The following is a 16,477-nucleotide window of genomic DNA, read 5'->3' as shown; positions in this document are numbered from 1 at the left end:
ACGTCTTGCGCCCGAGGATACGCTCAAGCTCGCGCACTCGATCTTCCAGCTTCTTCACCTCGGAATTGCCGATCACTGGCTCGTCAGAATCCACGGCCATCGCACCTCCCTCGCTCAGGAGCCTGCGCCAGCGATACAGAAGATTTGGCGCAACTCCATGCCGCCGCGCCGCGGAGGAAACGGTCTCCCCGGCGGCATAGCTTTCCTCGATGATCTGCAGTTTGCGTTCGGTTGTCCAGCGTCGCCGCCGGACGTCACCGATCATCAGATCAACCTGTCGAAACTCGTTAGACATAAGCCTGATGGAGTGGACGCCTCCTTCGCCACCTTGTGGCAGTATCGAGGATGTCCAGCACCAGGAGGTTGACCCAATGACCCAGATCGTTCTCATCGGCTTGGATGTCGCCAAGCATGTTTTCCAACTGCATGCCGTAGCTGCAGACGGACATGTCGTTTTCCGCCGACAGGTCCGGCGAGCTCAACTCATCACGCTGCTGATGTCACTTCCCCACTGCCGGGTAGCGATGGAGGCTTGCGGCACCGCGCATTATTGGGGGCGGCAGTTGCAAGAGTTGGGGCATGAAGTGCTTCTGATACCTCCGGATTACGTCAAGCCGTTTGTGAAGAGGCAGAAGAACGATGCTGCTGACGCCGAGGCCATCGCGGAGGCGGCGCAGCGGCCGGACATGCGCTTCGTTCATGTGAAGAGTGAGGCATCGCAGGCCGCGAGTATTGTCTTTCGCGCACGAGATCTGGTGGTACGCCAGAAGACCCAGCTTCTGAATGCGATACGACGCCATTTGGCGGAATTTGGTTACATCTTCTCTCAGGGTGCCGCCGCTTCTGCAAAGATGCAGGAGGTCATCGAGAGTGATGATAATCTGCCGCCCGCAGCTCAAGGCATCCTGCGTTCACTATGGCAGCATCTCTCATCGTGTGAAGCTCAGCTAACAGAGTTCGACAGGGAAATCCAAAAGCGGGCGCGTGACGACCTTGATGCGCGTCGATTGACTTCTGTGCCAGGGATCGGACCTGTGACAGCGGCAGCAATCGCGGCCCTGGCTCCCGATCCGGCGACTTTCCGGAAGGGACGTGACTTCGCGGCATGGGTTGGCTTAACCCCGCTCGAGCGATCCACCGGAGGAAAGCAGCGGTTCGGACGAATATCCAAGATGGGCGAACGGACGCTCAGACGTCTGCTGATCATGGGGGCCAGTGCCGTCGTTTCTTGGGTAAGGCGTGGGAAGATCAAGCCAAGCGCTTGGCTTGCCAGCATCCTCCACAGAAAGCCACCGATGCTCGCGATCGTAGCGCTAGCGAACAAGATGGCTCGCGTCGCCTGGGCAATTCTAAAGCACGGAGGGTCTTACATGCAGCCAGCCCTGACGAATTCCCGCGCAGCAATGAAGGTCTAAGGATTGCATGGCCGAAGAGTTTGAACGGGGCTCGGAGAACCAGATTGAGGATAAGTGCTGACAGCACGTAAGCCTGAAGTGGATCGAGCTCGCGTAATCCATACTGGCTGGCGGCGGTGCTTCGTCGCAAAAGAAGCCGAACACATGTCCGCACCAAACTTCGACGCCGTCAAACAAAGATTCTTCTTGCGCACCCGGAGGCGTCCACACATATCCTCAAGCCTGTGCTTGAGCCTTCCTGCTTATGCTGAGTGTCCGGTCGAAAGTGGGGGCAGTTCATATGGGCCGATCGGGTGTTCTTTCCATTGCTTCCTCCTACGGACGCCCTTGGGGCTGCAGCCGATGGTGCTCGGTGTGTTGTTGATCACGGTTATTGGGGGCATCGCCTTCGCGATCTTGCTGAACCAGGATAATCTATGGGCAGGGCATCGTCCGCATCCTGGTGATCGCGCCGTTCTTCGTCATGCCGACGGTCGCTGCGCTTGTCTGGAAGAACATGTTCATGAACCCGGTCAACGGGCTCTTCGCGCATCTCGCCAAGGCGCTCGGATTGCAGCCCTATGACTGGCTGGCGAATGCGCCGCTGTTCTCGATCATCCTGATCGTTGCCTGGCAGTGGCTGCCCTTCGCGACGCTGATCATGCTGACGGCCTTGCAGTCGCTCGACGAAGAGCAGCAGGAAGCCGCCGAGATGGACGGCGCCGGCGTTGTCTCGAAATTCATCTATATCGTGCTGCCGCACATGGCCCGCGCCATCACCGTGGTCATCCTGATCCAGACGATCTTCCTGCTGTCGGTCTTCGCCGAAATCCTGGTCACCACCAATGGCGGTCCCGGCACGCAGAGCACCAACTTGACCTATCTTGTCTATGTGCAGGCGCTTCTGCAGTTCGATATCGGCGGTGCTTCGGCAGGCGGTATCGTCGCTGTCATCCTCGCCAATATCGTCGCGATCTTCCTTGTCCGCCTCGTCGGCAAGAATCTGGAGGCGTAAGATGGCTCGCAAAGTCACCACACAGCGCAAGGTCATCATGACCGCGATTGCCTGGACGCTCGGGATCCTGATCTTCTTCCCGATCCTCTGGACCTTTCTGACCAGCTTCAAGTCGGAAGCCGATGCGATCGCCTCGCCGCCGCAGTTCCTGTTCTTCCACTGGACGACCGAGAACTATGCGGAAGTACAGAGCCGCTCGAACTATCTGGCTCACTTCATGAACTCGGTGATCATCTCCTTCGGCTCGACGCTGATCGGCCTGATCATCGCCATCCCGGCTGCCTGGGCCATGGCGTTCTCGCCGACCAAGCGCACCAAGGATGTCCTGATGTGGATGTTGTCGACGAAGATGATGCCGCCTGTCGGCGCGCTCATCCCGATCTACCTGATGTTCCGCAATACCGGCCTGCTCGACAGCCGTCTGGGTCTGGTGATCGTGCTGACGCTGATCAACCTGCCGATCATCGTCTGGATGCTCTACACCTACTTCAAGGAAATCCCTGGCGAAATTCTCGAGGCCGCCCGCATGGACGGCGCCTCGCTCGCCAAGGAAATCATCTATGTGCTGACGCCGATGGCGGTGCCGGGCATCGCTTCGACGCTGCTGCTCAACATCATCCTTGCCTGGAACGAAGCCTTCTGGACCCTCAACCTCTCCGCCTCCAAGGCGGCGCCGCTGACGGCCTTCATCGCTTCCTATTCCAGCCCCGAAGGCCTGTTCTATGCAAAGCTTTCGGCAGCCTCGACAATGGCGATTGCCCCGATCCTGATCCTCGGCTGGTTCTCGCAGAAGCAACTCGTCCGCGGCCTGACGTTCGGCGCGGTGAAATAAGACGACAGGGAGAGAAACATGGGCAGCATTACCCTTCAGAAAGTCTCGAAGGTCTTCGGCGAAGCCAAGGTCATCCCTTCGATCGATCTCGATATCCAGGACGGCGAATTCGTCGTCTTCGTCGGCCCGTCGGGCTGCGGCAAGTCCACGCTGCTCCGGCTGATCGCCGGGCTTGAGGATGTCTCCGCCGGTAAGATCGTCATCGACGGCAAGGATGCCACCGAAAAGGCGCCGTCCGAGCGTGGCCTGGCGATGGTGTTCCAGTCCTATGCGCTCTATCCGCATATGAGCGTGCGCAACAACATCGCCTTCCCGCTGAAGATGGCGGGTATGGACAAGGCCGAGATCGACAAGAAGGTCTCGGATGCCGCGCGGGTGCTCAACCTCACCGACTATCTGGAGCGCAAGCCGCGCCAGCTTTCGGGTGGCCAGCGCCAGCGCGTCGCCATCGGCCGCGCGATCGTCCGCCAGCCGTCGGCCTTCCTGTTCGACGAACCGCTGTCGAACCTCGATGCCGCGCTGCGCGTCAATATGCGCATCGAGATCAGCGAGCTGCACCAGCAGCTTAAGACCACGATGATCTACGTCACCCACGACCAGGTGGAAGCCATGACCATGGCCGACAAGATCGTGGTGCTGAATAAGGGCAATATCGAGCAGGTCGGCTCGCCGCTGGAGCTCTACAAGAACCCGCGCAATCTCTTCGTCGCCGGCTTCATCGGCTCGCCGAAGATGAATTTCGTCAAGGGCCAGACGGCAGCACAGCTCGGCGCGCACACGATCGGCATTCGTCCGGAGCATGTGATGCTGTCGAACGAGAGCGGTGAGTGGAAGGGCAGGGTCACGGTCGCCGAGCATCTTGGCTCCGATACGTTCCTGCATATCGACGTCGATGGCATTGGCCCGGTGACGGCACGTGGCGGTGGCGAGTTCGCGGCCAAGGCGGGCGACACCGTCTACCTGACGCCGGACAAGACGCTCATTCACAAATTTAACGAGGAAGGACTTAAGCAATGAACGGACGCCTTGAAGGGAAATCCGCATTGATAACTGGATCCGCGAGAGGTATTGGCCGCGCCTTCGCCGAAGCCTACGCGCGTGAAGGAGCCACAGTTGCAATCGCGGATATCGACATCAAAAAAGCAACCGAAACAGCACGTGATATTGGTCAGCGGGCGTATCCGGTTAAGATGGATGTGACAGATCAATCCTCGATCGAAGCGGCCATCCACGCCGTTGACGACAATACTGGCGGAATCGATATCCTAATCAATAACGCAGCAATTTTCGATCTTGCTCCGATCGTCGATATAACACGTCCAAGCTTCGAGAAATTGTTTGCGATTAACGTGGGCGGGTCGCTGTTTACAATGCAATCGGCGGCGAGATCTATGATTGTGCGAGGACGTGGGGGAAAGATCATCAATATGGCTAGCCAAGCGGGGAGGAGGGGTGAGGCGTTGGTCGCCGTTTACTGTGCGACCAAGGCCGCAATCATTAGTTTCACACAATCGGCAGGGCTGGACCTCATAAAATTTGGTATCAACGTCAATGCGATTGCACCAGGCGTCGTCGATGGAGAGCATTGGGACGGCGTAGATGCTCTGTTTGCCAAGTACGAGAATCGACCTTTAGGAGAAAAGAAAAAGATGGTTGGCGCGGCAGTGTCATTCGGCCGCATGGGCACCGCACAAGATTTGGTAGGAATGGCCGTGTTCTTGGCAAGTCAGGAAGCCGATTATATTGTTGGCCAAACTTATAATGTGGATGGTGGGAACTGGACCACTTGATGAAGCTCGTTGGCGTTCAGATCGCGGCCCTCCAAACACGTTGATCGCCTAGCCGAACCTGTTAGTCCAATGGGGAGCGCTCCAGGATACCATGATTCCAAGAGGGTCTTCATAATGCGACGAGTTCCATAAACTGGATTATGCGATTCAATTCCTGATTGAAGTATTGGCCGCTTATTTCTTGGCGGTACGGGCGCTCCGCTTTCTCTTAAGCCGTTATTTAATCACACTTTATTTACTATTTTCGCACCAACCTTCTGCGCATCCTACACACGCAGGAGCTGCTTTTTTCTTTTCGCCCGGACATTCTCGGTATATAAAGCTGTCACCAAGCAGCGCCGACTTCGCTCTGACGGACGAGGAGTCGTCTGTGGCAGTTTCCCCATTGCTTCGATGAGGACGAGAAGGGACTCCACGGCACCGATCGGAAGGGCATCACAAGGCGGAGGGCCCGCTGTGCATATGGGAAAACTGAACACATTTGAGCGTCTGAACCATTGGAAAAGAACGGGAAGATATTTGTCGCTCCGCCCAAGGACGGCAGCGACTTCAAAGAACTGTTTAAGCAGTTAGCTGCTGTGGGTGCGGGCCGTCCGGTCGGCATTGACGGCTTTCCACAGGGGCCATGGACTCCGGAGCTCCTGGCAGAGGCGATTACGCAGATCGACTCCAATCGGGCCGGAGTCGATTTACGCACGGTCCAACTATGGTTTCAAGAGAACGACAAGGGGATCAGCCCTTCCAATATCAACTGGTTGGCTCGGATCTTCGGCTGCGATGATAGGGAAGCGACGAGCGAATGGCTCCTGGAGCTTAGCGCGGCTCAAGCTCGTCTCACTGCCAAGAGACGAGGTTTAAAGAAAGCGACTTCTGCTGCAGATCCCGGCCCGGTGACCGGGCAAATTCAGATGCAGCCTGCGGACGCCGAGGGACAAGACGACGAGCGCGTTCCGCAAAAAAAAGGCCTCAGCTTGGCCCAACGAACGGAGGCGCTTTTTGGTAGCGGATCTCCCTTGAACCTCCCCGCGTCCACATTCGCTGGCGCCTCTGCCCTCGGATTTTTGTCGTACATCGTGGGGATACACAGCGTTACATATAGTCGGCCAGATGGGGTCGTAAAGCAGGTCGGCTTCCTGTGGGCTCCGAACTGGACGTTCCTGTTCATGATACTTTTACCGCTATTTTTTTCGTTTGTGACAGAGCTGCTACTCCTTTGGAAACAGGACGCGCGCTACAGGCTGTTGGCGCAAACAAACAGGTTTGAACGCAAGGTCTCCTGGGCGCGCAACGTCCAGGCTTATTCTTACTCGTACGCGGCGGTTTTCGTGATTTGCGTGATATTCGCCGGTGTTTTTCAATGGATTGGCGTGTGCTTGATCCCACTGTTGCAAGGTGGTGGCGACTACGCCACGAGTTGGGGCACGGTGGCAAACGTACAACCTGATCTCATATCAGTGCCGGTGGAGATCGTTTTCACTGGGCTCGCGTACCTGTACATGTGCCTCTGCTTCTATCTGTTCTTCGCGGGTCTTATTTTGCTCCACACGATCATCCACGATTTCTGGAGAATAGAAGAAGGATTGATGCCGCTGCTTGGAGGGGAGCATCATCCAGACTGCGTAGTCCGCATCAGAGTCATGCGGGGAATTTTCCGGTGCACCATCGTTGGTATCCTCGTTGCCATATGTATGAAAGTTCAAAGCTCATACCTGAGCTCGGACGGAGCGGATATTGTAACCTGGATAGTCCACGATTTGTTTTCGGTCGTATATCGTGACCATCACGCCGCCAACACCTTCGGCTACAGAATGCCGACGCACTACAGCAGTCTCCTTGTCGCCATTTCGGCGTGTGTCGTCTTTCTTTACGGCTCCATCCGCCTGAACGTCGGAGCGCGGTTCCGTGAGGCTTTGTGGAAGATGTCGGCGGTCGTTGGCCTGCTCTTCGCCACTTATTTGTTGATCGATGCCTTTGACGGCTTTTCAATCATTCTCATCGCGGGAGTGCTGGTTGCGACATACGGCCTCTTTGATCCAGAGTTCGGGCTGCCGCGATCGCGCAAATCGGAGAGCAATCAGGGTGTATCATAGGTGGCTGGATCGTTGGGACGAACGTCGAGCCCAACGCGGTGAAGAAGTTAAGGAAGCGACGGATTTCATCCTCGACTCCGGCCGCGCCTTCCCCGGTGCGGAGGAGGCAGACTCTCTCGAGGAGTTTTGTGTCCTTGCGGACCACGCTGTGTCCGATCCAAGCTTTTACGATGAGCCGGGACGGAGCGTGCAAGGGTTTGAAAGGCACGACGGGTGGCTCACGTTCCCTTCGGAGATCGCCACCGACGTGGACGAGAACAACACCGTTTGGGCAAAACTCACCGAAAGTGGCTCGCGCGATCAGGTTCTGGTCATTTTCCATCATTGGAATGCCCGCGCCCGACAACGCCAGATCGCCGGATTCTTCTCGAAACGTGGGATCACGGTCGTGGAGATTGCTATGCCCTATCATTTCGAACGCAGCCGACCCGGCGCGCTGTACGCCGATTATATGCTCAGCTCAAATCTCGGCCGCACGATCCAATCTGTAAGGCAGGCTGTATGGGATGGGCGGAAACTCATCCGGTGGCTGAAGAGCGAAGGCTACGGAGAGATCTCGGTTCTTGGCATGAGTCTGGGTTCGTGGGTGGCGGGTCTGATCGCAGCGCATGAACCGGCCGTATCGAAAGCTTCGCTGTTTTTGACGGCTGGAAGTCTTGCAGACATGGTTTGGACTGGACGCGCGACGCGCTCGATCCGCGAGAGCTTAGAACCGGCCATTGGACTCACGGATCTGCGGAGGGCATGGGGTCCGCTGAATTTGGAGAATTTCGCGCACAAATTGGCACGGCCCGAACTCGCGCTTCACGTGGTCTTCGCAACAAGAGACAAAGTAGTGTTGCCCGCGCTAACCAAAAGCTTCATCCGAAAACTGCAACAAGCAGGAGCGAAGCCGAGCGTTCTGAAGCTGAACTGCGGTCACTATTCGCTCGCGACGCCCCCGTACATTTTCTTGGCAGGTTGGAGCCTGAAGCGTTTTTTGTCGCGCGCCGCTACATCATAGATTGAGACGTCGAGACGCCCACGTACATGAGCCGGTTGGTTTTAGCGACCCGTCTTTGCATGTACTTTGGACAATCCCCTTACCCGGAGAATTTCCTGCCAAGCCCGGAAGCCAAGAATTTCATCTGGGGCCAGACTCGAGGCCCAAAAAAAGGAAATCTTCCCCGAGCCGTCTCTGTAAAAATTCGAAAATATTAACAAGGACTTGCTGGCGCCATTTCGTTTCGTTTCGGTTGGTTTCGCATCATATCGTGCAATCTGCGGTAATCGTCGTTTTTATCAATTATCAAAAACTGGAAGGCGTCTCGCAACTCAGTCGCGGTTCGGACTAACCCAATGTTACACGGCCACCGACTGCGGATTGCAGCGTTTGAAGGAAGCGAAGCCGGTATGAGAGCAGCTATGGAGACGGTCGTACTCGACGATCGCGGCATTCAAAGACGAGAGGGTTCAGTTGGCTTAGTCATTTTTGAGCGTGATGACTTGCTGCTACGGCACAGGCCGGAGTTTGGAGACCAGACGCTGGGAGATATCGACACAAGATTCCTGGCAATGCTTCAGGAGTTGCGCGACATCAACATCCGCTTCGGGTTCATTTCGTACCATACGGCTTCCCCATTCGATCGTAGCGCACGCATTGATAGTGCAACGCTTACGCGGTTGCTCGACGATCTTCTGAAGGTCTCGGGCGCCGTACCCGACTTCTGGATGGAGGCGATCCATTCACCGAGCCAGGGTCAAACCCGGCACTGGCCCTCGACCTCTGACCTCGATGTGATATTGAAACTGACTGAATGGTATGAAGTCGATCCGACGATGACGGTCGTGGTGCGCAAAGGAAATTTCTCTCGTTTCAGCAAAAAGACGCCTGTTTTCACGGAAATTCTTTATCCAGGATCAAGTGCCGCTGGCTCCTCCGACATCGATACGCAGGCCACAATGGTCTGGCTTAAAACGACGATCAAGCACGCTTTGAAACTGCCGTAAGTCTCATTTCGGCATCAGGGCCAGTTCTACAAAAGCGGCCTTGCTCACGCAGGCCATTCAGCTACCGGCTTCGATCCCGATCCTTATACTGTGGTGGGCGAAGTTTGATCGATTTTGACTGATCGCGGTCACGCCGTTGATTACCTTGGCGTTCCGTGCGATTTTTCTCAGAGCTATCGTGGTCGGCATTTGAGCGTGCTATGCGGGATTGATCGACGGTACGGTTGCTCGAAGTCTTGTTATCGAGTCCCTGCTCCGCTACGTGGTCGCGACCAGTCGCAGACTTCGTTTCCAAGCTATCCGAAGAGCGTTTCGCCTTACCGACCTCTGCGCGATCTCGATTCTTGGTTACACGAGAGTCGAGTTGCAGCCCGACGACCTTGCCGATGACATTGGTCGCTTGCTCGAAGAGCAGCCGATCGGCGGGATTGGCAATCTTTGCCGCAACGCTGAGGGCAGTGGTCGCCAGCATCTCCTTCGCCGCTTTCGACTGAGCAGCACTGATGGGTGTGGATCGCAGCATGTGTTCTTCTCCTTTCATTCTGGTAGGATCATGTCCGTCGCGCACGGCTACTTCCAACCGACGGTATTCGCGCTGCAGGCCGAGCGACAGATCGTGGCTCAGTTCCCGCGCCGTGCTCGGTGCACTTCGGTCCTTAGCAATGCCTTCCAGCATTTGGATGGCGCGCCCAACTGAGTGTCGGGTCTGATCAAACCGCTTCCTCGCGTCTTCCAGCTTCGGCGCGGTGGGCGTGTCGCGAAGCTTGGAGATCACCTTGTCGACAACATTCGTGGGTGCTGTCGCGCCCATGCGGTGAAACATCTCCCATTCCCATCGTTTGATGGGCGGTGGACCAGCACGCTCGACACGCTTTTGACGATCAATCGCTATTCCGCGCTCCCGCGCCTTTTCGGCGAAGCGGGTGCGCCACTCGGTGAAGTCGCGGATATTGGGGTTGAGCATCTTGCCGCTGGCATTGCGTAGCGCGACGATCACATGCAGATGCGGATGCTTCTCAAGGTCGTTGCGATTGTGGACAGCATAGGCATATCGGTGGCCGGAGAACTGCTCTTTTAGAAAGTCACGACCAGCCAGGACAAATCGGTCACGGTCGACATTGGCTGGGCCCGACAACAACAGATGCATGAAATCGCGCGGCTGACGGGTCTGCATCAGCGCGGCGACTATCTTACTCTCGACCGTAAGCTGCTTATGATCGCTTGTCGTCATCTCGCGCCGGTCCGTGGCTTGATAATAGCGGCCGCTCCTGCCCGGGCGCTCCTCGATGTGGGCCTTCGTCGAAAGCGTGACCTCCGCGCCTTGCCGCTGCATCGCATGGAGCGTCGCGGCCAGCCCCTTCGGACCGCTCGAAAACTCCACCGGATAGCGCGAGACTGGCGCCACTCCTTCCATCCGCAATGCTCTGTCCACACGCGCATCGATCGCGTGCACGTCATCCATTTCGGCGGCTATGCGATTCTGGCTGCCCCGATCGGATCGGTCCCTTTTCTCGTGCGCGATCACCAGCGCCAGGTTCAGACGGGTTTGTCCCTTTACGCCCTCGCTAACGCTGAACGCGTAGGTCCGATCGGAATCACCAACATCGCGGAACCCGTCGGACGCAAGCGAACTCAATGCGCGGGCAACGTGTTCCCGGTCGGTACTCTCCAGCTCATAGGTCAACCGTAAAACGTCCTTGCTTCCTTTCCTGTTTCCGAACTCCCGCTCCCAGGATCGGACTTCTTCGCTAAGATCGGTGACCTCACGGCCATCCTGATCATGTGCCTTTTCCTCCTTGCTTTGATAGGCAAGCACGTTGCGAGCCGAGGCCGCACCTGCTCCATACGACAACACCTTGACGACGACGGCGTTATTGCCACTCGCCCGACTTAAGGCTGTCGCCGCGCCGGCGTTCCGCCCAACCGAGGGGACCCCCACCTTTGCCCTCACCGGCGCCTTTTTGGTTCCACCGCCACCGCCGCCGCGGCGTCGAAGCTCATCCTCGATGAGGTCGAAATAGCTCGGTAGTCTGCGGCCTTCAGGCTTAGACCCCGAGCGACTTCTGGAGAGGTCGTTCATCGTGTTTCCTGATCAGGTCGGCGATAAAAGTGGATGGTCTCACAAAGGCTGCATCGCGGATCGAATCCACGGCGGCCATCACCTCGCCCAGCTTGGTCATGATGGCGGCGGCGAGGATGGCTTGGTCGCGCTCTTCCGACAGAAACTCCTCGTTCCGGAAGGCGAGCTCGCGGAGGAACTGGTGCATGTTTGCCAGCTGCCGTTCGTGCTCTTCGAGGATCGCAGGTATATGCATAATCTCCCTGGTGACGATGAGCTTTGCGACAAGATTGACGGAAATATCGAGCCGGCCGGCAAGCAGCTCCACGTTGCTCAGGACATGGGCCGGTAGACGGAACATGACGGCCGGTTCGCGCATCTGCCTACAGCCCCCTCGCCTTCAGCGCTTCGAGGATCAGTCTGTGGGTCGCCGATGAGAGCTGCTCATGCCGTTCCAGCGATACGCGGAAAATCTTCGTCAGCACGTCATCGTCGAGGTAGAGGGAAATACGCTTCCTCTTCACGGATCCCGTAATTTCGTCGGCTTCTATCGCCTGCTCTTCCGGAATTTCTCTTCTGGCTGGAGGACGGCCGAGCTTTGACCTTGGCTCCGTATTGACGCTCGGCTCCTGCGCCTGGGGAGGATCCTCCGGCATCAGCTTGTCGAGATCGAGGCTTGTCGGCATGTAGGAGGTCGCATCCTCCTCCACGTCCCTCGCCTGATCCTCTCTCGATCGGGCAAGGGCGAGAATATTGCCAGCCGGCGTTCTTTCCCTCGACATCGCGCTCAGGCAGCCTCCGCCTGCAGAAGGCCGATGAACTCGTTATTGATCTTTTTTACGAGATCTATCGCGTCAAGCACGCTTTCTGAGGCGCGCCGCTTGGCCGACGGCGTCAGCGTCGGATTGTTCTCGATGCTGGCGAGCTTGGAATAGAGCGACCCGAAGCCGGCGCCGACATCGCTGAAATGATTGCTCTTCCGAATGACCGTGTCGACCATCGGAATTCGGCCGCTTGTCAGGATGGCATGGACTTCCGGAAGGGAGCGATTGTGCTTGAGGGCGATCATGTCCACGTAGTTCCAGATCGCCGCATATGGAATTGGACCCTGCACCCGCTTCCTGGAAATCTCCTTGAGGATCGTCGCCACCTTGATGGCTGAAGTCGCGGCCGTCGGTTCGGGTATGACAGGAATGAGGACTGCATCGCATTCGTGATAGACCTCGATTGCCCGCTGGTGAACGTATCCGCCGACATCGTAGATTCGAATATCCGCCGCAGGTGCCTCCGCGAGGCGATCTGCAAACCGGTCATCCGGCGCGACCCGCAGATGCAGCAGCGTGCCGTCGGTGGGGAGCAATCCCCGTTTTATGGAGACATTGTACCACCGCGTCGACGATTCCTGCTCGTCGCAATCGATGAGCAGTGTCCTGTGGCCCTGCTGGGCGAACTCGGCTGCAACATTGACGTTCAAGGTTGATTTGCCGGCGCCACCCTTGAAGGTCGAGATCGCGAGCGAAAGTGGTTTTCCTGTCATGGAGCCCTCAGCCTCGAAGATTCGCTTGGCTCTGCGCCTGCTGGCGGGCCGCGACCAGATCATCGTTGAGCCTGTTGGCTTCGCGCTCCCGGGCTGCATCTGCCTTGGGATCGCTCCCCGGCCAGAACTTCAGGATCGGCAGGAAAAGGAGCACGAAGAAGGTGATTGTCGCGCCTTTGAACCAGTGGGACTGCTCGTAAAGGTCCGCCGCCCATTGCCAGAGCGCCCGCGTCCATTCCGTCGGTAGCAAGAGGTAAGATAGCGTCAGCGCAAGGCCGTAGGCCAGGAAGGCGGCGATCACCACACAGGCAGCCGTGACGACCAGAAGGTTGGCGACTAAGACCAGAAACCACATTGCCCTGAAGGGAAAAGTCACGACCCTGATGGCCTTTCGATGTGCTGACATCTACCTTCTCCGTGCGCACATTTGAGTGTCAGACCAAACATATCGCAATCCTCGCGGTATTTCCAGACTTGCACTGCAGTATAATTTTGTGCATGCTTCGCGACAGCCAATTGATGACGGATTCACGCATGAACCCCGGCGCGCGGCGGCTTACTCGCCTCCTTTTTTGCACCATTGCATGCACGCAGGACGCCCTGGCGATTGCCGCGGAGGACGATGCTGCTTCGAGAGTCGTCAACTCCTATCAGAAGGCTTACGCAGAGGGGCGCGATCTGATCCCTCCTCCCGAAACAATCCTCGATACCTCATCGATAGTCGAGCGGCTCGACCTGCAAACGATCATGCCTGAGGGCGCCCTGAGCGGGAGCGCGTTTCTTGCCTCCGATGGGACCATCGTCAAACTGGCGGGTGTCCAAGGCTGTCTCTCGGTCGAAGAGGTGGAATTCGCTGGCCTGCGGACGACATGCGCGATGGTTTCACTCGCCGGTTTGACCGCCACGCTCGGCGAAGCCAAGGCGGTCGCTGGCAACGCATTTCCGTGCCATTTCCTCGGGCAAAACACAGGCACGCCGACTGTGCGCTTTGCCGAGTGCTTTTTCGTGAAGGACGGCGACGCACAATCGCTTTCGGAGGTGCTTATCGCCAAGGGATTGGCGTTTGCTGCCCGTGACCGTGCCGGCCGCGCGATATTCCCGGAATATGCGCAGGCAGAGGAAAACGCGAAGAGAACAAAGACTGGAATCTGGGCGAACGCCCACTTCACGCATCCCTACGGTGAGCGCTATCGCGCCAATCCTTCCATGAACTGATCGCGATGAGGTTCCTGATGTTGATGTCCACGCTCGCAGCTTCCGGCCTCTTTGCAGGCATATCGATCATGCCGATGCTCGCCGGGACGAGCCACCCAGAACCTCCTCGCCTCCAGGCGCCGATCATCCCTATTCAGGCGCTTAAGAGCGAAGGTACTACCGCAGGCAGCCAAGAAAGCGATCGAACCCAATTTGTCCCGTTTCCGGTGCAAGCGCAATTCGAAACCGGCGACACCTGGCTTTCCGCCGGGCGGCGATATCGTCTTTACGGCCTGCAAACGTGTCTCCGCGGAACCTCTGTCACGATTTCTCCCGGCGTCATCAGGGACTGCGGAGAGCTCAATCTGATCATGGCACAGGCATTGATCAAGGACACGAAGCCCGTCTGCGCGACGATCAAGGATCTCGACCAAAACAATGCTGTGGTGGCCTGCCAAACGACATCAGGCCAGCGGCGTTATGATCTGGCGACCTATATGATTGCCGAGGGGTGGGGATTCGCCGCCGTCGACACCAGCGGCCATTTGATCGTTCCCGGCTACAGGGTGGCTGAAGAAAGTGCAAGATCGGCACGCGCAGGCCTTTGGGCCTACTCCGACATGCCTCATCCCGTCGCAGTCCTGGCCGGCCAAGCGGGAGCGCAGCGATGAGAGGTGCATCATTGTCGATGTTGCTGATGATGATGACGGCGACCGCCGCTTCGGCGCAAAACAGACCGGCCGATATCCCCCGGCAGATCTTCGGAAAAGTCCAGGTCGTGGACGCCACAACCTTTGAATTCAGGAAGAGCGGACAAACCGTGCGGCTTGCAGGATACGAAGCCCCTCGCCTCGAACAAACAGCAACAAGCGATGGCGTCGACTGGCCGGCAGGTCAAGTTTCGCGGGCCTGGATGATCCTCCGCACACTTGGGCAGGACGTCAACTGCGCACCCATTGCTCGCGACGCGAACGGTCTGGTCCTCGCGCACTGCTTTGTTGGTGAGACGAACCTCGCCGCCACGGCTATTGCAGAAGGCATTGGCTACGCGTTCAACTACCGCGGCGAACCTCAGGTCCCCGCCTATTTCGATATCGAGAGGAAGGCCCGCGGCCTCGGATACGGCGTCTGGTCGTCGCCGGATCTTCTTCCTCCTTGGCTCTACACCGCGTCGGTGGCGACCGGGGACAAATCGAGGGCCTCTTCACTGGAACCTGACGGCGACTTGCCCCTGCCCTTGCCCGTGGGCCCCGCCAAGTCACTGACACCTAATGAAGCACATGGAGGTTGAATGAACCGCATTATTGGAACCGCTGTAGCGCTCATATTGATGTCCGGCTCCGCTTCGGTAGCGATCGCGCAGGACGGCGCCACACAGAAGCAGATCGAGCAGCGCGATCCCGGCTTTTGCGGAGCCGGAGGGGCGGGTTGCGATCCTGCCGAGGTGCAACGGTGGAAAGCTGTCGGCAACAGGCTTGCCGATCTCTCATCAGCCGATCTCAGCCAGTACGCCTATGCCTGTGCAAAGCATAGTGAGTGGAAGAGAGACTGCGAGACCGATCCGGCCGCCATCCTGAAACGCCTTGGGATCGAGGGATACTGAAGCTGGCGATGAACAAGCTTTCCGGTGGCGCGGTCCTAGCGGCGGTAATCGCCTTCCTGTTAGGCGCATTCGGCGGCTATGCGATCAACGAAGTGAGGAAGAGCGGCCAGGAGATCGATCTCGAACACGAGATCACCCGGCTAAAAGACGAAGCGCTACAGAAGACGAGCGGTGACGCTCCCAACGACGATGAGGCGAGCGCCGCAATTGCGAAGTCGGGGCGGTCAATGCGGATTTCTGAATGCAAACCGCGTCAAGCCGCGCCGGGTGTGACGTGCGCTGGCATCATTACAACGACGACGGGGTCATTTGCCGGGGCCAGGCAACCGGGCGTCCTTTCCTTTGCGAAAATTGACGGCGCCTGGACGCAGATTCAATGAACAATCTGAAGGAGCGAACAATGAGACCGACGCTGATATTGGCCGCAATCATAGTTAGTTCGGCCTCTGCGCCATCGGCGACCCCGGCGAATGCCGAGGATGCATCCTGGGGATGCCAAGTTCTCCTTTGCGCGGCGTCGCAGAACCCGTCTTGGCACGGGGTTCCCTACTGCGTTCCGCCCATGACAAAGCTCATTGCGGCCATGAAGGAGCCGGGGTTTTCGTGGCCAATCTGCCATGAGGCCAATGCCGGCAAGCCGGGTCACGAAACCTACGAAGACTGCCCGGTAGGAACGACGGTGGGCTATAGCTCGCAAGGAAACAACGGCGGGGGAGGCGAGCCCGATCAATGCATCAAGACCGTCGATATTTGCCGGTCTGCCGGTCAGCGCGCTTCTGACGCCGACCTAAGGGGAGCCGTGATACGGCGGACCTTCGGCGATCGAGGCGATAGCTGCACTGAGCAGATCGCGACGCGGCGGCCGCGCCGCGCGGATCCCTATTTCTTCGATATTCCTGACGAACAAGGCGTGAAGCAAAGGTTCTGGTTCAACCTGAATCACTAGCCCGCGTCGAATGCGTGTCACGCGCCAG

Annotated in this window: 19 protein-coding genes and 1 pseudogene; 14 read left to right on the top strand and 6 right to left on the bottom strand. The window is 57.8% G+C overall.

Annotated elements, in window-relative coordinates; genetic code table 11:
* The coding region (locus A6U86_RS13290; RefSeq protein ID WP_068391606.1) for a transposase at positions 1 to 295 on the bottom strand (295 nt) is incomplete at its 3' end.
* A gap of 76 nt (positions 296 to 371) precedes the next feature.
* Here A6U86_RS13290 and A6U86_RS13285 point away from each other — a divergent pair.
* The 8 genes and pseudogenes from A6U86_RS13285 to A6U86_RS13250 all read left to right on the top strand — a co-directional run bounded on the left by A6U86_RS13285 (position 372) and on the right by A6U86_RS13250 (position 9,110).
* Positions 372 to 1,415 carry an IS110 family transposase gene (locus A6U86_RS13285; protein ID WP_068391593.1) on the top strand — a complete coding sequence of 348 codons (1,044 nt, stop codon included), beginning with the start codon at positions 372 to 374 and terminating at the stop codon, positions 1,413 to 1,415.
* Between the two features lie 342 nt (positions 1,416 to 1,757).
* Positions 1,758 to 2,409 (top strand): annotated as a pseudogene (locus A6U86_RS13280) (carbohydrate ABC transporter permease); the annotation flags it as partial.
* A 1-nt stretch (position 2,410) separates the two neighbouring features.
* The gene (locus A6U86_RS13275) at positions 2,411 to 3,241 is read left to right on the top strand and encodes a carbohydrate ABC transporter permease (RefSeq protein ID WP_047636001.1); all 831 of its coding nucleotides are present in this window, start codon (positions 2,411 to 2,413) and stop codon (positions 3,239 to 3,241) included.
* Between the two features lie 18 nt (positions 3,242 to 3,259).
* Positions 3,260 to 4,258, top strand: a complete 999-nt coding sequence (locus A6U86_RS13270) for an ABC transporter ATP-binding protein (protein WP_047636002.1) — start codon at positions 3,260 to 3,262, stop codon at positions 4,256 to 4,258.
* Positions 4,255 to 5,031 (top strand): L-iditol 2-dehydrogenase, encoded by a 777-nt coding sequence (locus A6U86_RS13265; RefSeq protein WP_047636003.1) that lies wholly within the window; start codon positions 4,255 to 4,257, stop codon positions 5,029 to 5,031. The genes A6U86_RS13270 and A6U86_RS13265 overlap by 4 nt, the downstream gene beginning before the upstream one ends.
* A gap of 497 nt (positions 5,032 to 5,528) precedes the next feature.
* The gene (locus tag A6U86_RS13260) at positions 5,529 to 7,121 is read left to right on the top strand and encodes an RcgA family putative transporter (RefSeq protein ID WP_047636004.1); all 1,593 of its coding nucleotides are present in this window, start codon (positions 5,529 to 5,531) and stop codon (positions 7,119 to 7,121) included.
* Positions 7,111 to 8,124, top strand: coding sequence for an alpha/beta fold hydrolase (locus A6U86_RS13255; protein ID WP_047636005.1), 1,014 nt, complete (start codon positions 7,111 to 7,113; stop codon positions 8,122 to 8,124). Before A6U86_RS13260 ends, A6U86_RS13255 begins: the two co-directional genes overlap by 11 nt.
* Before the next feature lie 401 nt (positions 8,125 to 8,525).
* Positions 8,526 to 9,110 carry a hypothetical protein gene (locus A6U86_RS13250; protein WP_047636006.1) on the top strand — a complete coding sequence of 195 codons (585 nt, stop codon included), beginning with the start codon at positions 8,526 to 8,528 and terminating at the stop codon, positions 9,108 to 9,110.
* Between the two features lie 61 nt (positions 9,111 to 9,171).
* Here the strand turns inward: A6U86_RS13250 and A6U86_RS13245 are convergent, their stop codons facing one another.
* Genes A6U86_RS13245 through A6U86_RS13225 form a run of 5 tightly spaced genes read right to left on the bottom strand, consistent with a single transcriptional unit; the run spans position 9,172 to position 13,112 of the window.
* Complete coding sequence (locus A6U86_RS13245) at positions 9,172 to 11,190, bottom strand: hypothetical protein (protein WP_047636007.1); 2,019 nt, start codon at positions 11,188 to 11,190, stop codon at positions 9,172 to 9,174.
* Positions 11,156 to 11,548 (bottom strand): hypothetical protein, encoded by a 393-nt coding sequence (locus tag A6U86_RS13240; RefSeq protein WP_047636008.1) that lies wholly within the window; start codon positions 11,546 to 11,548, stop codon positions 11,156 to 11,158. The genes A6U86_RS13245 and A6U86_RS13240 overlap by 35 nt, the downstream gene beginning before the upstream one ends.
* 4 nt (positions 11,549 to 11,552) lie before the next feature.
* Positions 11,553 to 11,951: a hypothetical protein gene (locus tag A6U86_RS13235; protein WP_047636009.1), complete on the bottom strand. Its 399-nt coding sequence runs from the start codon at positions 11,949 to 11,951 to the stop codon at positions 11,553 to 11,555.
* A 5-nt stretch (positions 11,952 to 11,956) separates the two neighbouring features.
* Positions 11,957 to 12,706: a ParA family protein gene (locus A6U86_RS13230; protein ID WP_068391590.1), complete on the bottom strand. Its 750-nt coding sequence runs from the start codon at positions 12,704 to 12,706 to the stop codon at positions 11,957 to 11,959.
* A gap of 7 nt (positions 12,707 to 12,713) precedes the next feature.
* On the bottom strand, positions 12,714 to 13,112 hold the full coding sequence (locus A6U86_RS13225) for a hypothetical protein (protein ID WP_047636011.1): 399 nt from the start codon (positions 13,110 to 13,112) through the stop codon (positions 12,714 to 12,716).
* 128 nt (positions 13,113 to 13,240) lie between these two features.
* Between A6U86_RS13225 and A6U86_RS13220 the strand changes: the two genes are divergently transcribed.
* From A6U86_RS13220 to A6U86_RS13195, 6 genes are all read left to right on the top strand, one after another.
* Positions 13,241 to 13,921 carry a thermonuclease family protein gene (locus tag A6U86_RS13220; protein WP_047636073.1) on the top strand — a complete coding sequence of 227 codons (681 nt, stop codon included), beginning with the start codon at positions 13,241 to 13,243 and terminating at the stop codon, positions 13,919 to 13,921.
* Between the two features lie 68 nt (positions 13,922 to 13,989).
* Positions 13,990 to 14,571 (top strand): thermonuclease family protein, encoded by a 582-nt coding sequence (locus A6U86_RS13215; RefSeq protein ID WP_244509921.1) that lies wholly within the window; start codon positions 13,990 to 13,992, stop codon positions 14,569 to 14,571.
* Positions 14,568 to 15,191 (top strand): thermonuclease family protein, encoded by a 624-nt coding sequence (locus tag A6U86_RS13210; RefSeq protein WP_047636013.1) that lies wholly within the window; start codon positions 14,568 to 14,570, stop codon positions 15,189 to 15,191. Before A6U86_RS13215 ends, A6U86_RS13210 begins: the two co-directional genes overlap by 4 nt.
* Positions 15,192 to 15,503 (top strand): hypothetical protein, encoded by a 312-nt coding sequence (locus A6U86_RS13205; protein WP_047636014.1) that lies wholly within the window; start codon positions 15,192 to 15,194, stop codon positions 15,501 to 15,503.
* A gap of 8 nt (positions 15,504 to 15,511) precedes the next feature.
* On the top strand, positions 15,512 to 15,883 hold the full coding sequence (locus A6U86_RS13200) for a hypothetical protein (protein WP_047636015.1): 372 nt from the start codon (positions 15,512 to 15,514) through the stop codon (positions 15,881 to 15,883).
* A gap of 182 nt (positions 15,884 to 16,065) precedes the next feature.
* Positions 16,066 to 16,449 (top strand): hypothetical protein, encoded by a 384-nt coding sequence (locus tag A6U86_RS13195; protein WP_343287069.1) that lies wholly within the window; start codon positions 16,066 to 16,068, stop codon positions 16,447 to 16,449.
* The last annotated feature ends 28 nt before the right edge of the window (positions 16,450 to 16,477 follow it).

The organism is Rhizobium sp. AC27/96, from assembly GCF_001692325.1.
GTDB lineage: Bacteria > Pseudomonadota > Alphaproteobacteria > Rhizobiales > Rhizobiaceae > Rhizobium.
Note: the sequence above shows the minus strand (reverse complement) of the source record. Positions and strands in the feature narration are given on the sequence as shown.

Bases quoted from the DNA above. Each gene is read 5' to 3' on its own strand.
- A6U86_RS13285 (WP_068391593.1), top strand. From the start codon at position 372: ATGACCCAGATCGTTCTCATCGGCTTGGATGTCGCCAAGCATGTTTTC.
- A6U86_RS13275 (WP_047636001.1), top strand. From the start codon at position 2,411: ATGGCTCGCAAAGTCACCACACAGCGCAAGGTCATCATGACCGCGATT.
- A6U86_RS13270 (WP_047636002.1), top strand. From the start codon at position 3,260: ATGGGCAGCATTACCCTTCAGAAAGTCTCGAAGGTCTTCGGCGAAGCC.
- A6U86_RS13265 (WP_047636003.1), top strand. From the start codon at position 4,255: ATGAACGGACGCCTTGAAGGGAAATCCGCATTGATAACTGGATCCGCG.
- A6U86_RS13250 (WP_047636006.1), top strand. From the start codon at position 8,526: ATGGAGACGGTCGTACTCGACGATCGCGGCATTCAAAGACGAGAGGGT.
- A6U86_RS13245 (WP_047636007.1), bottom strand. From the start codon at position 11,190: ATGAACGACCTCTCCAGAAGTCGCTCGGGGTCTAAGCCTGAAGGCCGC.
- A6U86_RS13240 (WP_047636008.1), bottom strand. From the start codon at position 11,548: ATGCGCGAACCGGCCGTCATGTTCCGTCTACCGGCCCATGTCCTGAGC.
- A6U86_RS13235 (WP_047636009.1), bottom strand. From the start codon at position 11,951: ATGTCGAGGGAAAGAACGCCGGCTGGCAATATTCTCGCCCTTGCCCGA.
- A6U86_RS13230 (WP_068391590.1), bottom strand. From the start codon at position 12,706: ATGACAGGAAAACCACTTTCGCTCGCGATCTCGACCTTCAAGGGTGGC.
- A6U86_RS13225 (WP_047636011.1), bottom strand. From the start codon at position 13,112: ATGTCAGCACATCGAAAGGCCATCAGGGTCGTGACTTTTCCCTTCAGG.
- A6U86_RS13220 (WP_047636073.1), top strand. From the start codon at position 13,241: ATGAACCCCGGCGCGCGGCGGCTTACTCGCCTCCTTTTTTGCACCATT.
- A6U86_RS13215 (WP_244509921.1), top strand. From the start codon at position 13,990: ATGCCGATGCTCGCCGGGACGAGCCACCCAGAACCTCCTCGCCTCCAG.
- A6U86_RS13210 (WP_047636013.1), top strand. From the start codon at position 14,568: ATGAGAGGTGCATCATTGTCGATGTTGCTGATGATGATGACGGCGACC.
- A6U86_RS13205 (WP_047636014.1), top strand. From the start codon at position 15,192: ATGAACCGCATTATTGGAACCGCTGTAGCGCTCATATTGATGTCCGGC.
- A6U86_RS13200 (WP_047636015.1), top strand. From the start codon at position 15,512: ATGAACAAGCTTTCCGGTGGCGCGGTCCTAGCGGCGGTAATCGCCTTC.
- A6U86_RS13195 (WP_343287069.1), top strand. From the start codon at position 16,066: ATGACAAAGCTCATTGCGGCCATGAAGGAGCCGGGGTTTTCGTGGCCA.